Source organism: Fusicatenibacter saccharivorans, from assembly GCF_015557635.1.
In the GTDB taxonomy this organism is placed as follows: Bacteria; Bacillota; Clostridia; order Lachnospirales; family Lachnospiraceae; genus Fusicatenibacter; species Fusicatenibacter saccharivorans.
Genome location: NZ_JADNOP010000007.1, coordinates 1 through 14,870, shown reverse-complemented (window position 1 = coordinate 14,870; position 14,870 = coordinate 1). Strand labels below are relative to the sequence as shown.

At 47.0% G+C, this 14,870-nt stretch carries 13 protein-coding genes; 12 read left to right on the top strand and 1 reads right to left on the bottom strand.

From position 1 onward, the window contains the following. Positions 1–101 precede the first annotated feature (101 nt). The 11 genes from I2G42_RS07335 (at position 102) to I2G42_RS07285 (ending at position 13,743) form a co-directional block, all read left to right on the top strand. Complete coding sequence (locus I2G42_RS07335) at positions 102–1,355, top strand: hypothetical protein (RefSeq protein ID WP_195530905.1); 1,254 nt, start codon at positions 102–104, stop codon at positions 1,353–1,355. 172 nt (positions 1,356–1,527) lie between these two features. Further along, a complete protein-coding gene (locus I2G42_RS07330; RefSeq protein ID WP_195530904.1) occupies positions 1,528–2,298 on the top strand; it encodes a hypothetical protein in 771 nt (256 codons plus the stop codon). Beyond that, positions 2,291–3,145 carry a hypothetical protein gene (locus I2G42_RS07325; RefSeq protein ID WP_195530903.1) on the top strand — a complete coding sequence of 285 codons (855 nt, stop codon included), beginning with the start codon at positions 2,291–2,293 and terminating at the stop codon, positions 3,143–3,145. The genes I2G42_RS07330 and I2G42_RS07325 overlap by 8 nt, the downstream gene beginning before the upstream one ends. 4 nt (positions 3,146–3,149) lie before the next feature. Beyond that, complete coding sequence (locus tag I2G42_RS07320; protein ID WP_118719874.1) at positions 3,150–3,794, top strand: ABC transporter ATP-binding protein; 645 nt, start codon at positions 3,150–3,152, stop codon at positions 3,792–3,794. A 3-nt stretch (positions 3,795–3,797) separates the two neighbouring features. Next, entirely contained in the window at positions 3,798–4,097 is a 300-nt protein-coding gene (locus tag I2G42_RS07315) for a cupin domain-containing protein (protein ID WP_195530902.1), read from the top strand. A 12-nt stretch (positions 4,098–4,109) separates the two neighbouring features. Further along, complete coding sequence (locus tag I2G42_RS07310) at positions 4,110–5,051, top strand: AraC family transcriptional regulator (RefSeq protein WP_022461295.1); 942 nt, start codon at positions 4,110–4,112, stop codon at positions 5,049–5,051. 203 nt (positions 5,052–5,254) lie between these two features. After that, the gene (locus tag I2G42_RS07305; RefSeq protein WP_022461294.1) at positions 5,255–6,631 is read left to right on the top strand and encodes an ABC transporter substrate-binding protein; all 1,377 of its coding nucleotides are present in this window, start codon (positions 5,255–5,257) and stop codon (positions 6,629–6,631) included. Between the two features lie 187 nt (positions 6,632–6,818). Further along, positions 6,819–7,706: a carbohydrate ABC transporter permease gene (locus tag I2G42_RS07300; protein WP_022461293.1), complete on the top strand. Its 888-nt coding sequence runs from the start codon at positions 6,819–6,821 to the stop codon at positions 7,704–7,706. Then, a complete protein-coding gene (locus tag I2G42_RS07295; protein ID WP_022461292.1) occupies positions 7,706–8,512 on the top strand; it encodes a carbohydrate ABC transporter permease in 807 nt (268 codons plus the stop codon). The genes I2G42_RS07300 and I2G42_RS07295 overlap by 1 nt, the downstream gene beginning before the upstream one ends. A 98-nt stretch (positions 8,513–8,610) precedes the next feature. Then, entirely contained in the window at positions 8,611–11,649 is a 3,039-nt protein-coding gene (lacZ, locus tag I2G42_RS07290) for a beta-galactosidase, LacZ type (RefSeq protein WP_055226297.1), read from the top strand. 66 nt (positions 11,650–11,715) lie between these two features. After that, on the top strand, positions 11,716–13,743 hold the full coding sequence (locus tag I2G42_RS07285) for a beta-galactosidase (RefSeq protein WP_195530901.1): 2,028 nt from the start codon (positions 11,716–11,718) through the stop codon (positions 13,741–13,743). 62 nt (positions 13,744–13,805) lie between these two features. Here I2G42_RS07285 and I2G42_RS07280 read toward each other — a convergent pair whose 3' ends face one another. Beyond that, complete coding sequence (locus I2G42_RS07280; protein ID WP_117804431.1) at positions 13,806–14,183, bottom strand: winged helix-turn-helix transcriptional regulator; 378 nt, start codon at positions 14,181–14,183, stop codon at positions 13,806–13,808. Positions 14,184–14,373: 190 nt separating this feature from the next. Between I2G42_RS07280 and I2G42_RS07275 the strand changes: the two genes are divergently transcribed. Further along, positions 14,374–14,769 carry a pyridoxamine 5'-phosphate oxidase family protein gene (locus I2G42_RS07275; RefSeq protein ID WP_118742139.1) on the top strand — a complete coding sequence of 132 codons (396 nt, stop codon included), beginning with the start codon at positions 14,374–14,376 and terminating at the stop codon, positions 14,767–14,769. The last annotated feature ends 101 nt before the right edge of the window (positions 14,770–14,870 follow it).

The window sequence follows — 14,870 nt, the reverse complement described above, 5'->3', positions numbered from 1 at the left end:
GATTTCAAAGAACAAAGTCTTATATTTTTTGCTATCTGTACCGATTATCCCAGATAGAGCATGATATCCCAGATCCGTTGACGATGGAGAAAATTTTCGTTATGCTTCGAGTAACAGAAGAGAAAGAACGAAATTTTGAAAAGAGGGGATATATGGGAAAGAAAGTATTGGGAATTATGGTAATATTACTGTTCTTTACAGGTTGTCAGAATATGGGAAATGAGTCAGAAAATTTGCAGCAGGTAGAAAAACAGGAAAATGGAGAAGAACGGAATAGTTCTATCAGCAATGATGAAACGGAAACAAATGTGACACATGAAAAGGATCAGGAATTAAGCAATGGTGAGCACATCCGTTTTCAGCTTGGCAGCCAGGCAAAAATTGATGCGGTTATTGACATGCCGGACAAAAAATGGAACGAGTTTGAAAAATGTGTGATAGAAGTGGATGGATTTCAAGGAGAAAGTGTGTTCAATAAAATACTTGGGAAAATTCCGGAAAGTGGATTGGAAACAAGAAAAGGAGACATGGGAGAGCCGGATGTTTGTTATTCGTATGAGGGAACACTTGGTGAACAATTAAAAAATCAAAATGGAACGGTGTCTGTCAGTAATATATTAGGAGTGGAAACGGAAGAAGGGAAAAAAGTTTATTATAATTTACCTGTTGAATATATTACATCAGCCTATGGTGAAGGGATTTTGGTCAGAGACAATGAGCAGGAAATTTCATTGGAAGACGAAGAAAAGCTGATAGAGGAAGGAAAAGAGTTTGTTAGATGGATTGGAGACTGGGAAAAAGTTGAATTGACCAGTAAATACAGTTTTTCGTATAAACAGATGGAAAAACAGCAGGAATTAATGGAACAGGCAATCGAGAATGGAGAATTGCTAAAGCCTCAGAAGATTCAGAAATATGAGTGGTCAAAAGCAGATGATTGCTTCCTGGTGTTTTTTCAGGGATATCTGAATGGGGTTCCTGTATTATGCAATGAAATTAACCGGCAGGATGATCTTTATATTCCGTCATCTAAAATACAGGCTGTTATAACGGAGGGCGGAATTCAATATCTTCAAGCAGTTAATCACTATGCTATTCGGGAAAAGGAACCGGTATCTCTTGCGGAAAAAGATATTATTTTGGAAACGCTGAGAAATAAGTATGATTTGGCAATTGCCGAGCCGATTACGCTGGATCAGATGAAACTGATTTATTACCCAATGACAACGGGAAGAAATGAAACGGGGCATTGGATGTGTGATATGATTCCTGCGTGGCAGTTTCGATTTATAGAAGATGAGATCGAACAGTATGTTTACATCAATGCACTGGATGGACGGGAAATTGCGGGGTGAGTTTGTCTGAGCTTTATGATTTACTCAAAGAATAAATTACTTTTGTGAAAGATGTGGCTCCGGGCTAAGCGGGGTCACATCTTTTATAGAGGCGAAGAGAAGTTTCAAGGGATGGAATATATCAACCGATAAAACCATCTCGAAAATCAAAACAGAAAGAAGGTGATCTTTCATGAATTTTTTTCGAATGATAAAAATGGATTTTAAAAGAATGTTTTTATCAGGAAAATTTTATTTTGCCATCGCAGGTGCGATACTGGTTACTGTGTTGAACATCAGTCAGGAAGCAATGCAGAGCCGGTGGAATGTATCGGTATATTACCTGGTTGTCAGCAGCCATGGTGTGGGTGCATTTTTTGAAGTGTTTTCTGTGCTGGCTGTGCTGCCGTTTGCGCTGAGCTATTGGGAAGACAGCAGAAATGGCTATCTTAGATGCATTGAGACACGCATAGGGAGAACAGCATATTGCTGGTCGCATCTGGTGGTTGCCTTTTTCGGCTCTGTGATCAGCATTTTTCTGGGAATGGCAGTTGTTTATGGCGTTTTGGCATTAAAAATACCGTGGATAAAAAAAGAAGAGCTTGAAACATTAACAGGCGGTTTAAGCTATGGAAATGGACTCGTTCTGCCGTTTTACCTTGCCGCAAGATTTGGAGTTGAGGCTGTCAAATATGCATTTATGGCAGTTTTTGCGCTTATGATATCGGGGAAAATAAAAAATCTGTTCGTGCTGGTCAGCACACCGGCTCTTTTTTATTATGCAAGCCAGCTTGTAGCAGAAGCGCTGCAGCTGCCGGGCCAGATGAGGTGGTACCAGCTCCATGGGGGAAGTATCCGGAATTTTAAGGATTTTTTTGTGATAGCTGGTTATTTCCTTATTCTGACAGGAATGGAAGGTGTAATTTTCGTGCGAGTGGTAAAGAGGAGGGCGCAGAATGGATAGAATACGGATGAGCCTTCGGGTATGTCAGATACGTTTGCGGAAAACATTCACAACACCACGATTTTATGTTGCGCTGTTGTGGATTGCGATCCTTTTTCATGTAATGACGGCGGGTATTCGAGGCTTCTGCGAGCAGACCGGAGTTGATGTGACTTTTTGGATGCTGCCGTTTATGACCAGATATAATGGAGACCAGATTATCATCGTTCTTGGGGCTCTGCTGCTTTTCTGTGATGCTCCGTTTCTGGAACCGAACAGCGGGTGGCAGATTCTGCGGGTCGGGCGGAAAAGCTGGTTTTGGGGAAACATGCTATACATTGTGGTTGTTTCCTTTTTTTACACCATATGCTTAAGTATGATTCCGGTACTGCTTGTGTTTCCGAATGTAGGGTGGGAAACCGGATGGGGGAAGGTGATCAGTACGCTGGCTCAGACGAATGCGGCATATACCTTTGACCAGGAACCGTTGGATTATCTGATCATTTCGCGATTTTCGCCGCAGGAGGCAATGGGGCTCACAATGCTTGCAATCTGGTGCCTGTCGGTTATGACAGGCGTTGTGAGTTATGCCGGAAATTTTCTGGTACACAGGGGATTTGGAATCGTCATCAACTGCGGCATCGCACTCACCGCGCTTCTGCTCAGCAAATTTTCCAACATCACAATCGGCTATTACTGCGCGCCGCCGCTTTGGATGAACATTGCGAGCTACAAGTGGCAGGGGTATGGAAACGGGCCGTCGATGGCATATGTTTACAGTGTCTTTGCGATTGTCATCGGCGCATGCACGATCCTCTCGTATCTCGGGATTCGGAAAAAGGATCTGAACTTTGTGGAGGAAATCTGAAAGAATGGAAGAAAAGATAAGAATAGAAAACGTGACAAAAAAGTTTGGCAGCTACGCGGCGCTGGACGGGATCAGCCTGAGCTTTGAAAAAGGAAAAATTCACGGAATGATCGGAAGAAACGGAAGTGGGAAGACGGTACTGTTTAAGTGCATCTGCGGATTTCTCCGGGTGGATGATGGCGCGGTTTTTGTGGATGGAAAGCAGATCGGGAAAGAGATCGAAGCGCCGGAGAGTATTGGCGCCATCATCGAGACGCCGGGCTTTCTTCCGGGATACAGCGCCAGACAGAATCTGCAGTTTCTCGCCGGTATCCGCAGGAAGATCGGAAAAAAGGAGATCGATGAGGCTATCCGAAAAGTCGGACTGGATCCGGAAGCGAAAAAGCATGTCGGCAAGTATTCGCTCGGCATGCGCCAGCGTCTCGGCATTGCACAGGCGATTATGGAAGAACCTTCTCTCCTGATCCTGGACGAACCGATGAACGGTCTCGACAACCAGGGCGTGCAGGAGATGCGGCAGCTGTTTTTGAAGTTAAAAGAGGAAGGAAAAACGATTCTTCTGGCCAGCCACAACCGGGAAGACATCGCGGCACTGTGCGATACGACGGTGGAGATTGACAGAGGAAAGATTACGAAAACGAGGACGTGAACAATGGCAGACAGACACACAACAGAAAAATTGCTGGAAGGCGAACGCCTTTCCGGAAAGGTGACACTCTTTGCAAAAGTAACGATTTTACCGGGCGATGAGCTCCCGTACCATGAGCATCACGGCGAGACGGAAGTGTATCACATTCTGTCCGGGGAGGGAATATATCAGGATAATAACAAAACATATCCGGTGCAGGCGGGCATGACGACGTTCTGCGAGGACGGCAGCGGCCATGCGGTTTCCTGCGCAGGGGAAGAACCGCTCGTGTTTCTGGCGATGATTCAGAAAAAAGTAGAATAAGCAGGTACGGATATGAGCAGAAAGAAAAAACCCAGAATGGAATACCGCTATTACGAAGTGCCGGAAAAATGCCCGGTGCTGGTGCTGCAGGGAGAAAAATGGTTGCAGAATTATGGGTATCAGATTGATTATCTGCATTTTCATAACCTGATGGAGATCGGTTTCTGCTATTACGGTGAGGGAACGATTGTTTTGGAAGATGAGGAACTGCCGTATCATGGCGGTATGTTTACGGTGGTGCCGAAAAACTTTCCGCATACAACAAACTCAAAAGAAAACAGTGTATGTTCCTGGGCATGGGTGTTTGTGGATGTGGAAGGATTTATTACAGAGCTGTATAAGGGCAATATGCGCATGGCACAAAAGCTGATTGCGCGTATTAACCAGAAGGCCCATTTTGTGAAAAATGAGGAAAGGCCGGAGGTCGCGGAGATGATCAAACTGATCATTAAATGCATGGGTGAAAAACGGGAATTTTATCTCGAGGAAGTGAAAGGACTGACCAGAGCGCTTCTGATGCAGATTGCCAGATGGAATGAAAGGGACGAGGAGCAGGAAAAGAATTCTATTGTAGATGATGCCAGTATCGCTCTGATTCTGCCTGCGCTGGATTATATTGGAGAAAATTATAAAGAGATTCTTCGAATTGAGGAGCTGGCAGAGGTATGTCATATCAGCGAAACACATCTGCGCCGTATTTTTCAGGAATCCATGCGGATGACGCCGGTTGAGTACATTAACTGGGTCCGGATCCGGGCGGCATGTAAGGAACTGCGGAAAACAAATATTTCTGTAAATGAGATTGCAATGCGAAGCGGATTCACAACAATTTCTACATTTAACCGTAATTTCCGCCGGATTCTTGGTGTATCTCCACAGCAGTGGCGAAGTGCACCGGAACATTATGAACGAAAATTGTTGAATTTTGATATAAAAACACAGGAAGGATGGTGATGTCCGTCAAAATGCATATAAATGGTTGAAAATGCATAGTATAGAGTTAAAAATGCGCACAAACGACGGGAAAATATGTTATACTTTGTACATGTTGAGGGAATAAAAACATAAAAAATGTACAAAACAACCAAAAAATTTCTGCGCTGTAAAAAGTGCGGAGGTTCCGGTTGTAAAATAACATCTTAAGGAGGATGTGCAATATGAAAAGAAAAATTGTATCAATCGTAATGGCATCAGCAATGGTATTTGGACTGGCTGCATGTGGTTCCAGCGGAGGAACTACAACAAGTTCCAGCAACGGCGGAAACGATGCATCAGCAGCAAGTGAAACCACTGCAAAATCAGAGAGCAGCGACGTAGTAGAGGGCAGCTCTGATGATGACAACACCTTAACCGTATGGACCTGGGACCCGAACTTCAACGTTTACGCGATCAAGAAAGCAGCTGAAATTTATGCACAGGATCACGAAGGATTCAAAGTAGAAGTCAGCGAAGTACAGTCCGACGACATTGAAACCCGTCTGACCACAGCAGTTTCCGCAGGAGACTTAAGCACTCTGCCGGATATCTTCCTGATGCAGGATAACTCCTTCCAGAAATATGCAACCAACTATCCGGACATCTTCACCGATCTGACCGATTCCGGAATTGATTTCAGCGAATTCTCATCCGCAAAAGTTGCTTACTCTACTCTGGATGGGAAGAACTACGGAATTCCGTTCGACAATGGTGCCGTTATCGAGTGCCTGCGTACTGATATGCTGGAGCAGGCAGGCTTCACCGTAGATGATTTCACAGATATCACCTGGAATGACTTTATGGAGAAAGCAAAAGTTGTCAAAGAGAAAACAGGCCAGCCGATCCTGACATCTCAGGCCGGATCTCCGGACCTTGTTATGGAAATGCTGCAGTCCTGCGGTGAGTCCCTTTTCAACGAAGATGGATCTGTCAACATCGTAGACAACAAAGCACTGAAACCAATCCTTGAGATTTACAGCCAGATGGTAAAAGATGGCACTCTTGTAGAGGTTACTGACTGGGATCAGTACATCGCATCCATCAACAACGGAACTACAGCAGGCGTTATCAACGGATGCTGGATCATGGCTTCCATCACAGCAAATGAAGATCAGTCCGGCAAATGGGCAATCACCAATATGCCGAAACTGGACGGCGTTGACGGAGCAACCAACTACTCCAACAACGGTGGTTCTTCCTGGGCAATTTCTTCCAACTGCAAAAAACAGGATCTTGCCATTGACTTTATGAAATCTACCTTCGCAGGCAGCACAGCTCTTTACGATGATATCATCGCAAAAGGCGCTCTGGCAACCTGGGCACCGGCAGGAGATTCCGAAGCATATGCACAGCCAGTTGCATTCTTCAGCGATGACCCGGTTTACGCAAAGATCGTTGATTTCGCAACCAAGACTCCATCCAACATCACTGGAGCATTCTACTACGATGCACGTGATGCTGTCGGAACCGCACTTTCCAATATCATCCAGACAGGAGCAGATATGGACAGCGAACTTCAGACCGCACAGGAAACTGTAGAGTTCAACATGGGTGGCTGATATCCTGCAATACATAAAAAAGTAGGACGATAAGAAACGGGTCTGCTTCCTGGACAGACAGAAGCAGGCCCGTTCTGTATCTATGCGGTGTGTGTTTGAAAAATGATTTCTGCAGGAGAACATGAAATGTTGTCTGCAAAAAGATTTTTTCAAACACACGCCAGGTAAAAAAAGAAAGGAAGATTCCATGAGCAGTCAGAAGAAAAAAGGAATGAACTTGGAAAGAAAACAGAATCTTACCGGCTGGGCTTTCCTGATGCCGGCAACGATCCTGATCGCATGGATGAGCTTTTATCCGATGATTCAGGCATTCATCCTGTCTTTACAGACAGGTATGGGCATCAACCTAAAATTCAACGGATTTGCAAACTATGCCCGTATTTTAAAAGACCCGACCTTTAAACAGACCTTAAGCAACACCTTCTTTTATCTGATTATTCAGGTGCCGATCATGCTGATCCTCGGCCTGATGTTTGCTTCCATGCTGAACAACAAAGATCTGCGTTTTAAGGGACTGTTCCGTACCTGCATTTTCCTGCCGTGCGCAACATCTCTCGTATCTTACGCGATGATCTTCCGTTCCCTGTTTGCAAATGACGGTTTTATCAACACCGTTCTCCGCGGCCTCGGCATGAACCCGATCATGTGGTTCTCCAATGCGTGGACAGCCCGTGCGGTTATCATCATCGCCCTGATCTGGAGATGGACCGGATACAACATGGTCTTCTATCTCTCCGGTATGCAGAACATTGAATATTCGATCTACGAAGCAGCCAAAATCGACGGCGCAAGCCCGCTGCAGACTTTCTTCAAGATCACCGTTCCACTGTTAAAACCGATGATTCTGCTGACCACAATTACTTCTACCAACGGTACTCTGCAGCTGTTCGATGAGTCCCTGAACCTGACAAACGGAGGTCCTGGAAAATCAACCATGACCATGTCTCATTATATTTACAATATGTCCTTTGTACAGAGCCCGAACTTTGGCTATGCGGCAGCAATGTCCATCCTGATCCTGATCATGGTAGCCATTCTGGCACTGCTTCAGATGAAAGTAGGTGACGAGCGATAATGGGAAAAGCAAAGAAATTTTTCATGTATCTGATTTTAACGGTAGCGTCGATCCTTTCTGTTTTTCCGCTGTACTATATGTTCTGCGCGTCTACAAACAGAAGTATTGATGTCATTGCCGGAAAACTGATTCCGGGTACGTATCTGATTGACAACTTTAAAGCGCTGATTGCGCAGCAGAACCTGCGCCTTGCACTGTGCAACTCCTTCCGGAATGCGACGGTGCTGACCATTCTCTGTCTTCTGGTCTGCTCGATCGCCGGTTATGGATTTGAGATCTATCATGATAAAGCAAAAGATGCGGTATTTACCGTACTTCTGACTGCGATGATGATTCCGTTCGCAGCCATCATGATCCCAATGTTCCGTATGTTTTCCCAGCTAAAGATGGTCAACACGATGGCAGCTTTCATGCTTCCTTCGATTTCAACACCGTTCATGATCATGATGTTCCGCCAGGCTTCCCGTTCCTTCCCGCACGATATCATCGAAGCGGCAAGACTCGATGGCTTAAGCGAGACAGGAATTTTCTTTCGTATGTATATGCCGACCATGAAATCGACGTATGCGGCAGCAACAATCATCACCTTTATGAACGCATGGAACAACTACCTGTGGCCGAAGGTTATCTTACAGAACAATGAATCCATCACCATGCCGATGCTGGTAGCGAACCTGCTCGGCGGCTACACTGTAGATTATGGTGTGCTGATGCTCGGCGTATTTATCTGTACGATCCCGACAGCAATTATTTTCTTCTGCTTCCAGAAGAGCTTCACAGAAGGTATCACAGGTGCCGTAAAATAAGAAAAAGAATCGAACAGAAAAGGTGGATATTTGGATGAATATCCACCTTTTTTTCAAAAGATCAAAAAGAACAAAATTCCAGAAGGAGGAAAATAAAAATGGGTGTATTTCAGTATGAAAAAGTGAAGGACCCGACGTACTATGGAGAAAACCGGGTGGCGGCGCATTCCGATCACAGATATTATGGATCGGTGGAAGAAATGGAGCAGCATGTGGAAAACTTCCGTCACAGTCTGAACGGACTGTGGAAATTCCATTACGCAAAGAACTACGAGAGCACGATTCCGGGATTCGAGACACCGGAGTATGACTGCACAAAATGGGACGATATCCGCGTGCCGGCACATATCCAGATGGAGGGATATGACGCACCGCAGTATGCCAATGTGCAGTACCCATGGGAAGGAAGAGAAGAGATCCAGCCGGGCGAGATTCCGGAGCGGTTCAATCCGACGGCTTCCTATGTGAAATATTTTGAAGTGCCGGAGCAGATGAAAGGAAAACGGCTTTTTGTTTCCTTCCAGGGAGCAGAGAGCGGTATTGCCGTATGGCTGAACGGAACGTTCCTTGGCTACAGCGAGGATACGTTTACTCCGTCCGAGTTTGAACTGACCCCGTATCTGAAAGAGGGCGAAAATAAACTGGCTGCGCAGGTTTTCAAATGGACGAGCGGAAGCTGGTGCGAGGATCAGGATTTCTTCCGTTTCTCCGGTATTTACCGTGATGTGTATCTGTACACGATTCCGGAGGTTCACGTTTCGGATCTGAAAGTACAGACGCTGCTGGATGATACGTTTACGAAGGCAGATCTGGTCATTGATACGAAAATGATCGGAACAGGAAAGGTAAAAATTACCCTGTTAAAAGACGGAACGGCACTGCAGAGCACCGAAGGTGTGCTGGATGGGGAAACACAGTTTGTTCTGAAAGTCGATCACCCGGAACTGTGGTCCGCAGAGACACCGGTACTGTATGATCTTCTGCTGGAAGTCACCGCAGAGGATGGAACGGTGCAGGAACTGATTCCGCAGAGAGTCGGATTCCGCCGCTTTGAGATGAAAGACCACATCATGATGCTGAATGGAAAGCGGGTTGTCTTTAAAGGCGTCAACCGCCACGAGTTCAGCTCCGTATCCGGCCGTGTCGTTTCGAGAGAAGAGCTGATCAAAGACCTGACGACGATGAAACAGAACAACATCAATGCAATCCGTACCTGCCATTACCCGGATGCGGTCGGCATTTATGATCTGTGCGATGAATACGGTCTTTACATGATCGCGGAGTGCAACATGGAGTCCCATGGAACGAGAGATACGGATGCGGTACGAAGCGGAGATTTCTCCGGTGTTGTACCATGCGACCGCCCGGAGTGGATGGACTGTATGCTCGACCGTGTCAATTCGATGTATCAGAGAGACAAAAACCATCCGGCGATTCTGATCTGGTCCTGCGGAAATGAATCGTTTGGCGGAAAAGTTATTTTTGAAATGTCCCAGTTATACCGGAAAATGGACCCGACCCGTCTCGTTCATTATGAAGGAGTTAATGACGACCGCAGATACAACGACACCAGCGATATGGAAAGCCGGATGTACACCACCGTCAATGAAATCCGTGAATTCTTGTCGAAAGACAGAAGAAAACCGTATGTCTGCTGTGAGTATGCACATGCGATGGGAAATTCCTGCGGCGCCATGAAGAAATATATGGATCTTGCCGAGGAAGAACCGCTGTTCCAGGGCGGCTTTATCTGGGATTATATCGACCAGTCAATCTACAAAAAAGACCGCTACGGAAAAGAGTTCCAGGCGTACGGCGGAGACTTTGATGATCATCCATGCGATTACAATTTCAGCGGAAATGGTATTGTATACGGCGGCGAGCGCGATGCTTCCCCGAAGATGCAGGAAGTAAAATTCTGCTATCAGAACATTGCTGTGGATGTACAGAAAGACAAAGCAGTTGTAAAAAATAAGAACCTGTTTGTGAATACCGATGCGTTTGACTGCGTGGTAATTCTCGAAAAAGAAGGAAAGAAACTGAAAGAAGTGCCGATGGAAATTTCCGTGGAGCCGCTTTCCGAAAAAACAGTGGAGCTTCCGATTGCCGTACAGACCCTTCCGGGCGAGTATGCGGTGACCGTTTCCTTCCGCCTGAAAGAAGATACCATATGGGGCAAGCGCGGCCATGAAGTTGCATTCGGACAGGGTGTTTATGAAGTGGAAGCACCGGCGAAAGCAGAAAAACCGGCGAAATTTGAAGTGATCCGTTCCAACCATGATTTTGGTGTGCGCGGCGAAAATTTCGATGTGATGTTCTCCGATCTGAACGGCGGACTCGTATCGTACCGTTACGGCGGCGTTGAGATGATCAAAATGATTCCGAAACCGAACTTCTGGCGTGCGCCGATCGACAATGACTGCGGAAGCCTGATGCCGATGCGTTACAGCCAGTGGAAGATTGCTTCAATGTATCTGTCCCACAAATATCCGAACGGCAGCCATTATCCGGGACTGTATGCGCCGGAAATCGAAGTACACGAGGACTGCGCAGAAGTCAGCTACCGCTATGTAATGCCGACCACACCGGCGAGCGAGTGCCGTCTGACCTACCGTGTCTTCGGCGATGGAAGCATTCAGACGACGCTGACGTATGATCCGGTGAAAGAGCTCGGCGATATGCCGGAATTCGGCGTGATGTTCAAACTGGATGCCGATTATGACAACGTTACCTGGTACGGCATGGGACCGGAGGAGACGTATGTGGACCGCTGTGCCGGAGCAAAGCTCGGTGTTTATAAGAATAAAGTCGAAGATAATATGGCGAAATATCTCGTTCCGCAGGAGTGCGGCAACAAGGTTGGTGTACGCTGGGCAACCGTGACGAACCGCAAGGGCCGCGGTATGATGTTCAGCGGCGACAAGATGGAATTTTCCGCACTGCCGTACACACCGCACGAGCTGGAAAATGCGATGCATCCGTATGAACTGCCGCAGGTACATTACACCGTTGTGCGCGTGGCAAAACAGCAGATGGGTGTTGGCGGAGACGACAGCTGGGGTGCACAGACCCATCCGGAGTACCTGATTCCGATTGATAAAAAACTGGAGTTTACCTTTACGTTTAAGGGAATCTGATGCGTTCAGCCCATTCTGTCCGTGGACAGGATGGGCTGTCTGCGAAAGAAAAGGAGACAAAAGCAGATGGGGAAAGAAGTAAATTTTGGAAAGCTCCTGCACGGGGGCGATTATAACCCGGAACAGTGGCTGGATTACCCGGAGATTCTGGAACAGGATCTGGCGTATTTCAAGAAAGCCAGAATCAACGAGGTTTCGCTTGGCATGTTTTCCTGGGCATTTTTAGAGCCGGAGGAAGGAGTTTTCCGTCTGGAATGGTTAAAAGAGGTGATTGACCGCCTGTACGAAAACGAAATTGTGGTTATGCTTTCCACGCCGACGGCGGCAAGACCGCGCTGGATGGCGGAAAAATACCCGGAGGTGCTCCGTGTCAATGCAGCGAGAGAACGGAATCTGTACGGGGAGCGCCATAATCACTGCTATACCTCACCGGTTTACCGGGAAAAAACGAGAATCATCAATACGAAGCTGGCGGAAATGTTCAAAGATCACCCTGGCGTGATTGCATGGCATATTTCGAATGAATACGGCGGAGAGTGCCACTGCCCGCTGTGCCAGGAGGCATTCCGCGGCTGGGTGAAGAAAAAATACGGCACACTGGAACGGCTGAACCGTGTCTGGAATACCGGGTTCTGGAGTCATACTTACCAGAGTTTTGACCAGGTGGAGAGCCCGTCTCCGAAAGGAGATTTTTCGCTGCATGGACTGAATCTGGACTGGAAACGGTTTGTGACGGATCAGACCGCGGATTTTGTAAAATGGGAAATCAAAGCGCTGCGGGACGCTGGGGCAGAACAGCCGTCTACCATCAATATGATGTATAACTTTACCGGACTGAACTACTACAAGTTTGCCGATGTGATTGACTTTGTATCCTGGGACAATTATCCGACCTGGCATAAAGAGGCGGAGACGGTAACAGCGATGGATACAGGTATGCAGCATGACATTATGCGGAGCATTCAGAAAAAGCCGTTTTATCTGATGGAGAGCTGTCCTTCCGCAACGAACTGGCAGTCCGTCAGCAAGCTGAAAAAACCGGGCATGCTGCAGGCCGCGTCACTGCAGGCAGTTGCGCATGGGTCGGATAGTGTGCTGTATTTCCAGATGAGGCAGAGCCGCGGTGCATCCGAAAAATTCCATGGGGCCGTGATCGACCATTATGGCGGATCGGATACTAGGGTATTCCGTGAAGTGACGAAAGTCGGCGTAGCTTTGGAGAAACTGCAGGAAGTGAACGGTTCGCAGAACCCGGCGGAAGCAGCCGTGATTTATGATGTCGAAAACCGCTGGGCGGTGGAAGATGCGGCGGGTCCGCGGAATGCAGGTGTTTTTTATAAAGAAACCGTGGAAAAGCCATATCAGGCATTCCGGAAACTGGGCATCAATGTGGATGTGATTGATGAGACGTGCAGCCTCGACGGATACCGTGTTGTGGCAGCGCCGATGGTTTATCTGCTGCGGGAAGGATGGACAGAGAAGGTTCGGAACTTTGTGAAAAACGGCGGAATTTTTCTGCTGACTTACTGGTCCGGCATTGTGGATGAGACGGATCTCTGTTACTTAGGCGGAACACCGCATGACCTGATGGATGTGATGGGATTCCGGAGTATGGAGATTGACGGCTTATACGATGGCGAATGGAACGAAGGAATTCCGGAGCCGGAAAATCCGCTGCATCTGGAACGGGCATACCGCTGCAGTCATCTCTGCGAGCTGGTACAGCCATCGACGGCGGAAGTGGTGATGACATACGGAAAGGATTTCTATGACGGCATGCCGGCGATGACCCGGAATGTGTATGGAAAGGGAAAAGCGTATGCCGTTTGTGCGGACTTTGAACAGGGACTGTACGATGAAGTCTGCCGGAAACTGGCAGAAGAGGCCGGTGTGGAGCGGATCGTGGAAGAAGTTCCGGAAGGTGTGGAAGTCACGATGCGCGAGCAGAAGGACGGAACCAGGTACGTGTTTGTCCAGAACTTTAGCCGGGAGACCGTTGAAGTCAAACTGCCGATCGAGCGCTATCCGGTATGGCAGGGAACGTATGACGGAACGATCGGAAGCTGGAAGACGATTGTGCTGAAAGGAAGATAGAAGAGAAGAAAAGTCTGTTGAGAAAAACCGAAATGGGCTGTTTCTCAACAGACTTTTTTCGTTCATGCATTTGCAGCAGCGTCTTCTTCCTGCGCCAGCTTTTTCTTATACACTTCGCCCCAGTCCCACATCGCATCCATGATCGGGTGGAGGCTGAAGCCGAGTTCCGTCAGGGAATATTCGACACGCGGCGGTACCTCGGCGTAAACTTTACGGTTGACCAGACCGCTCTGTTCCATCTGGCGGAGCTGGGAAGTTAAAACTTTTTGAGAGACGTGACCGATGGACTTTTTCAGCTCGCCGAACCGCATGGTGCCGTGGAGCAGCAGATCGCGCAAGATCAGAACTTTCCATTTATCACTGATCAGAGTCAGCGTAGTTTCCACCGGGCAGGGCGGAAGATCAGCAAGAGAAACGGGTGTTTTTTCTGCGGATGACATAAGAGAAGACCTCCTTTTTGAAGAAAATAATGATTTGAAAGATGGCGGAAACGTCTGATTTTACACAATAGTATCTTTTGGGTAACTACACCACAATATTGTGCTTACTTTACGAAAGAACTCTATGGACTTATTATAAAGCCATCGAAAGAAAAAAACAATTCAAAAAAACAAAATGGAGGAAAGTAAAATGAGCAAAGCAGTAGAATTTTTAAATGAGAATCCGGTACAGTATCTGGCAACGGTAGGTCGTGACGGAAAGGCAAAATGCCGCCCGTTCATGTTTGCAGGAGAGGTTGACGGAAAACTGTGGTTCTGCACCAACAACACAAAAGATGTTTACAAAGATATGCAGGAGAATCCGGAAATCGAAATCTCTGTTTCCAGCCCGTCCTACGCATGGATCCGTCTGCACGGAACCGCAGTGTTTGAAAATAACATGGCTGTAAAAGAAGTGTGCATGCAGAACCCGATCGTAAAAGGCCAGTACCAGACCGCTGACAACCCGATTTTCGAGGTGTTCTATCTGGACAATGCACACGGTGTAATCGCAGACTTTTCCGGAAACCCACCGTACGAGTTTTAATCTGTCGCTATGAATTTGAAAACTGCGCGTCGCATTCTCGTTACTTTAGCCTGCAAATAAAAAGTCAATACTAAAATTGAAGAAAGTTAAAAAACTTTACA

What these genes read in the sequence shown, in the direction of transcription:
- I2G42_RS07335 (WP_195530905.1), top strand. Translation starts at nt 102, where the DNA reads ATGCTTCGAGTAACAGAAGAGAAAGAACGAAATTTTGAAAAGAGGGGA.
- I2G42_RS07330 (WP_195530904.1), top strand. Translation starts at nt 1,528, where the DNA reads ATGAATTTTTTTCGAATGATAAAAATGGATTTTAAAAGAATGTTTTTA.
- I2G42_RS07325 (WP_195530903.1), top strand. Translation starts at nt 2,291, where the DNA reads ATGGATAGAATACGGATGAGCCTTCGGGTATGTCAGATACGTTTGCGG.
- I2G42_RS07320 (WP_118719874.1), top strand. Translation starts at nt 3,150, where the DNA reads ATGGAAGAAAAGATAAGAATAGAAAACGTGACAAAAAAGTTTGGCAGC.
- I2G42_RS07315 (WP_195530902.1), top strand. Translation starts at nt 3,798, where the DNA reads ATGGCAGACAGACACACAACAGAAAAATTGCTGGAAGGCGAACGCCTT.
- I2G42_RS07310 (WP_022461295.1), top strand. Translation starts at nt 4,110, where the DNA reads ATGAGCAGAAAGAAAAAACCCAGAATGGAATACCGCTATTACGAAGTG.
- I2G42_RS07305 (WP_022461294.1), top strand. Translation starts at nt 5,255, where the DNA reads ATGAAAAGAAAAATTGTATCAATCGTAATGGCATCAGCAATGGTATTT.
- I2G42_RS07300 (WP_022461293.1), top strand. Translation starts at nt 6,819, where the DNA reads ATGAGCAGTCAGAAGAAAAAAGGAATGAACTTGGAAAGAAAACAGAAT.
- I2G42_RS07295 (WP_022461292.1), top strand. Translation starts at nt 7,706, where the DNA reads ATGGGAAAAGCAAAGAAATTTTTCATGTATCTGATTTTAACGGTAGCG.
- lacZ (WP_055226297.1), top strand. Translation starts at nt 8,611, where the DNA reads ATGGGTGTATTTCAGTATGAAAAAGTGAAGGACCCGACGTACTATGGA.
- I2G42_RS07285 (WP_195530901.1), top strand. Translation starts at nt 11,716, where the DNA reads ATGGGGAAAGAAGTAAATTTTGGAAAGCTCCTGCACGGGGGCGATTAT.
- I2G42_RS07280 (WP_117804431.1), bottom strand. Translation starts at nt 14,183, where the DNA reads ATGTCATCCGCAGAAAAAACACCCGTTTCTCTTGCTGATCTTCCGCCC.
- I2G42_RS07275 (WP_118742139.1), top strand. Translation starts at nt 14,374, where the DNA reads ATGAGCAAAGCAGTAGAATTTTTAAATGAGAATCCGGTACAGTATCTG.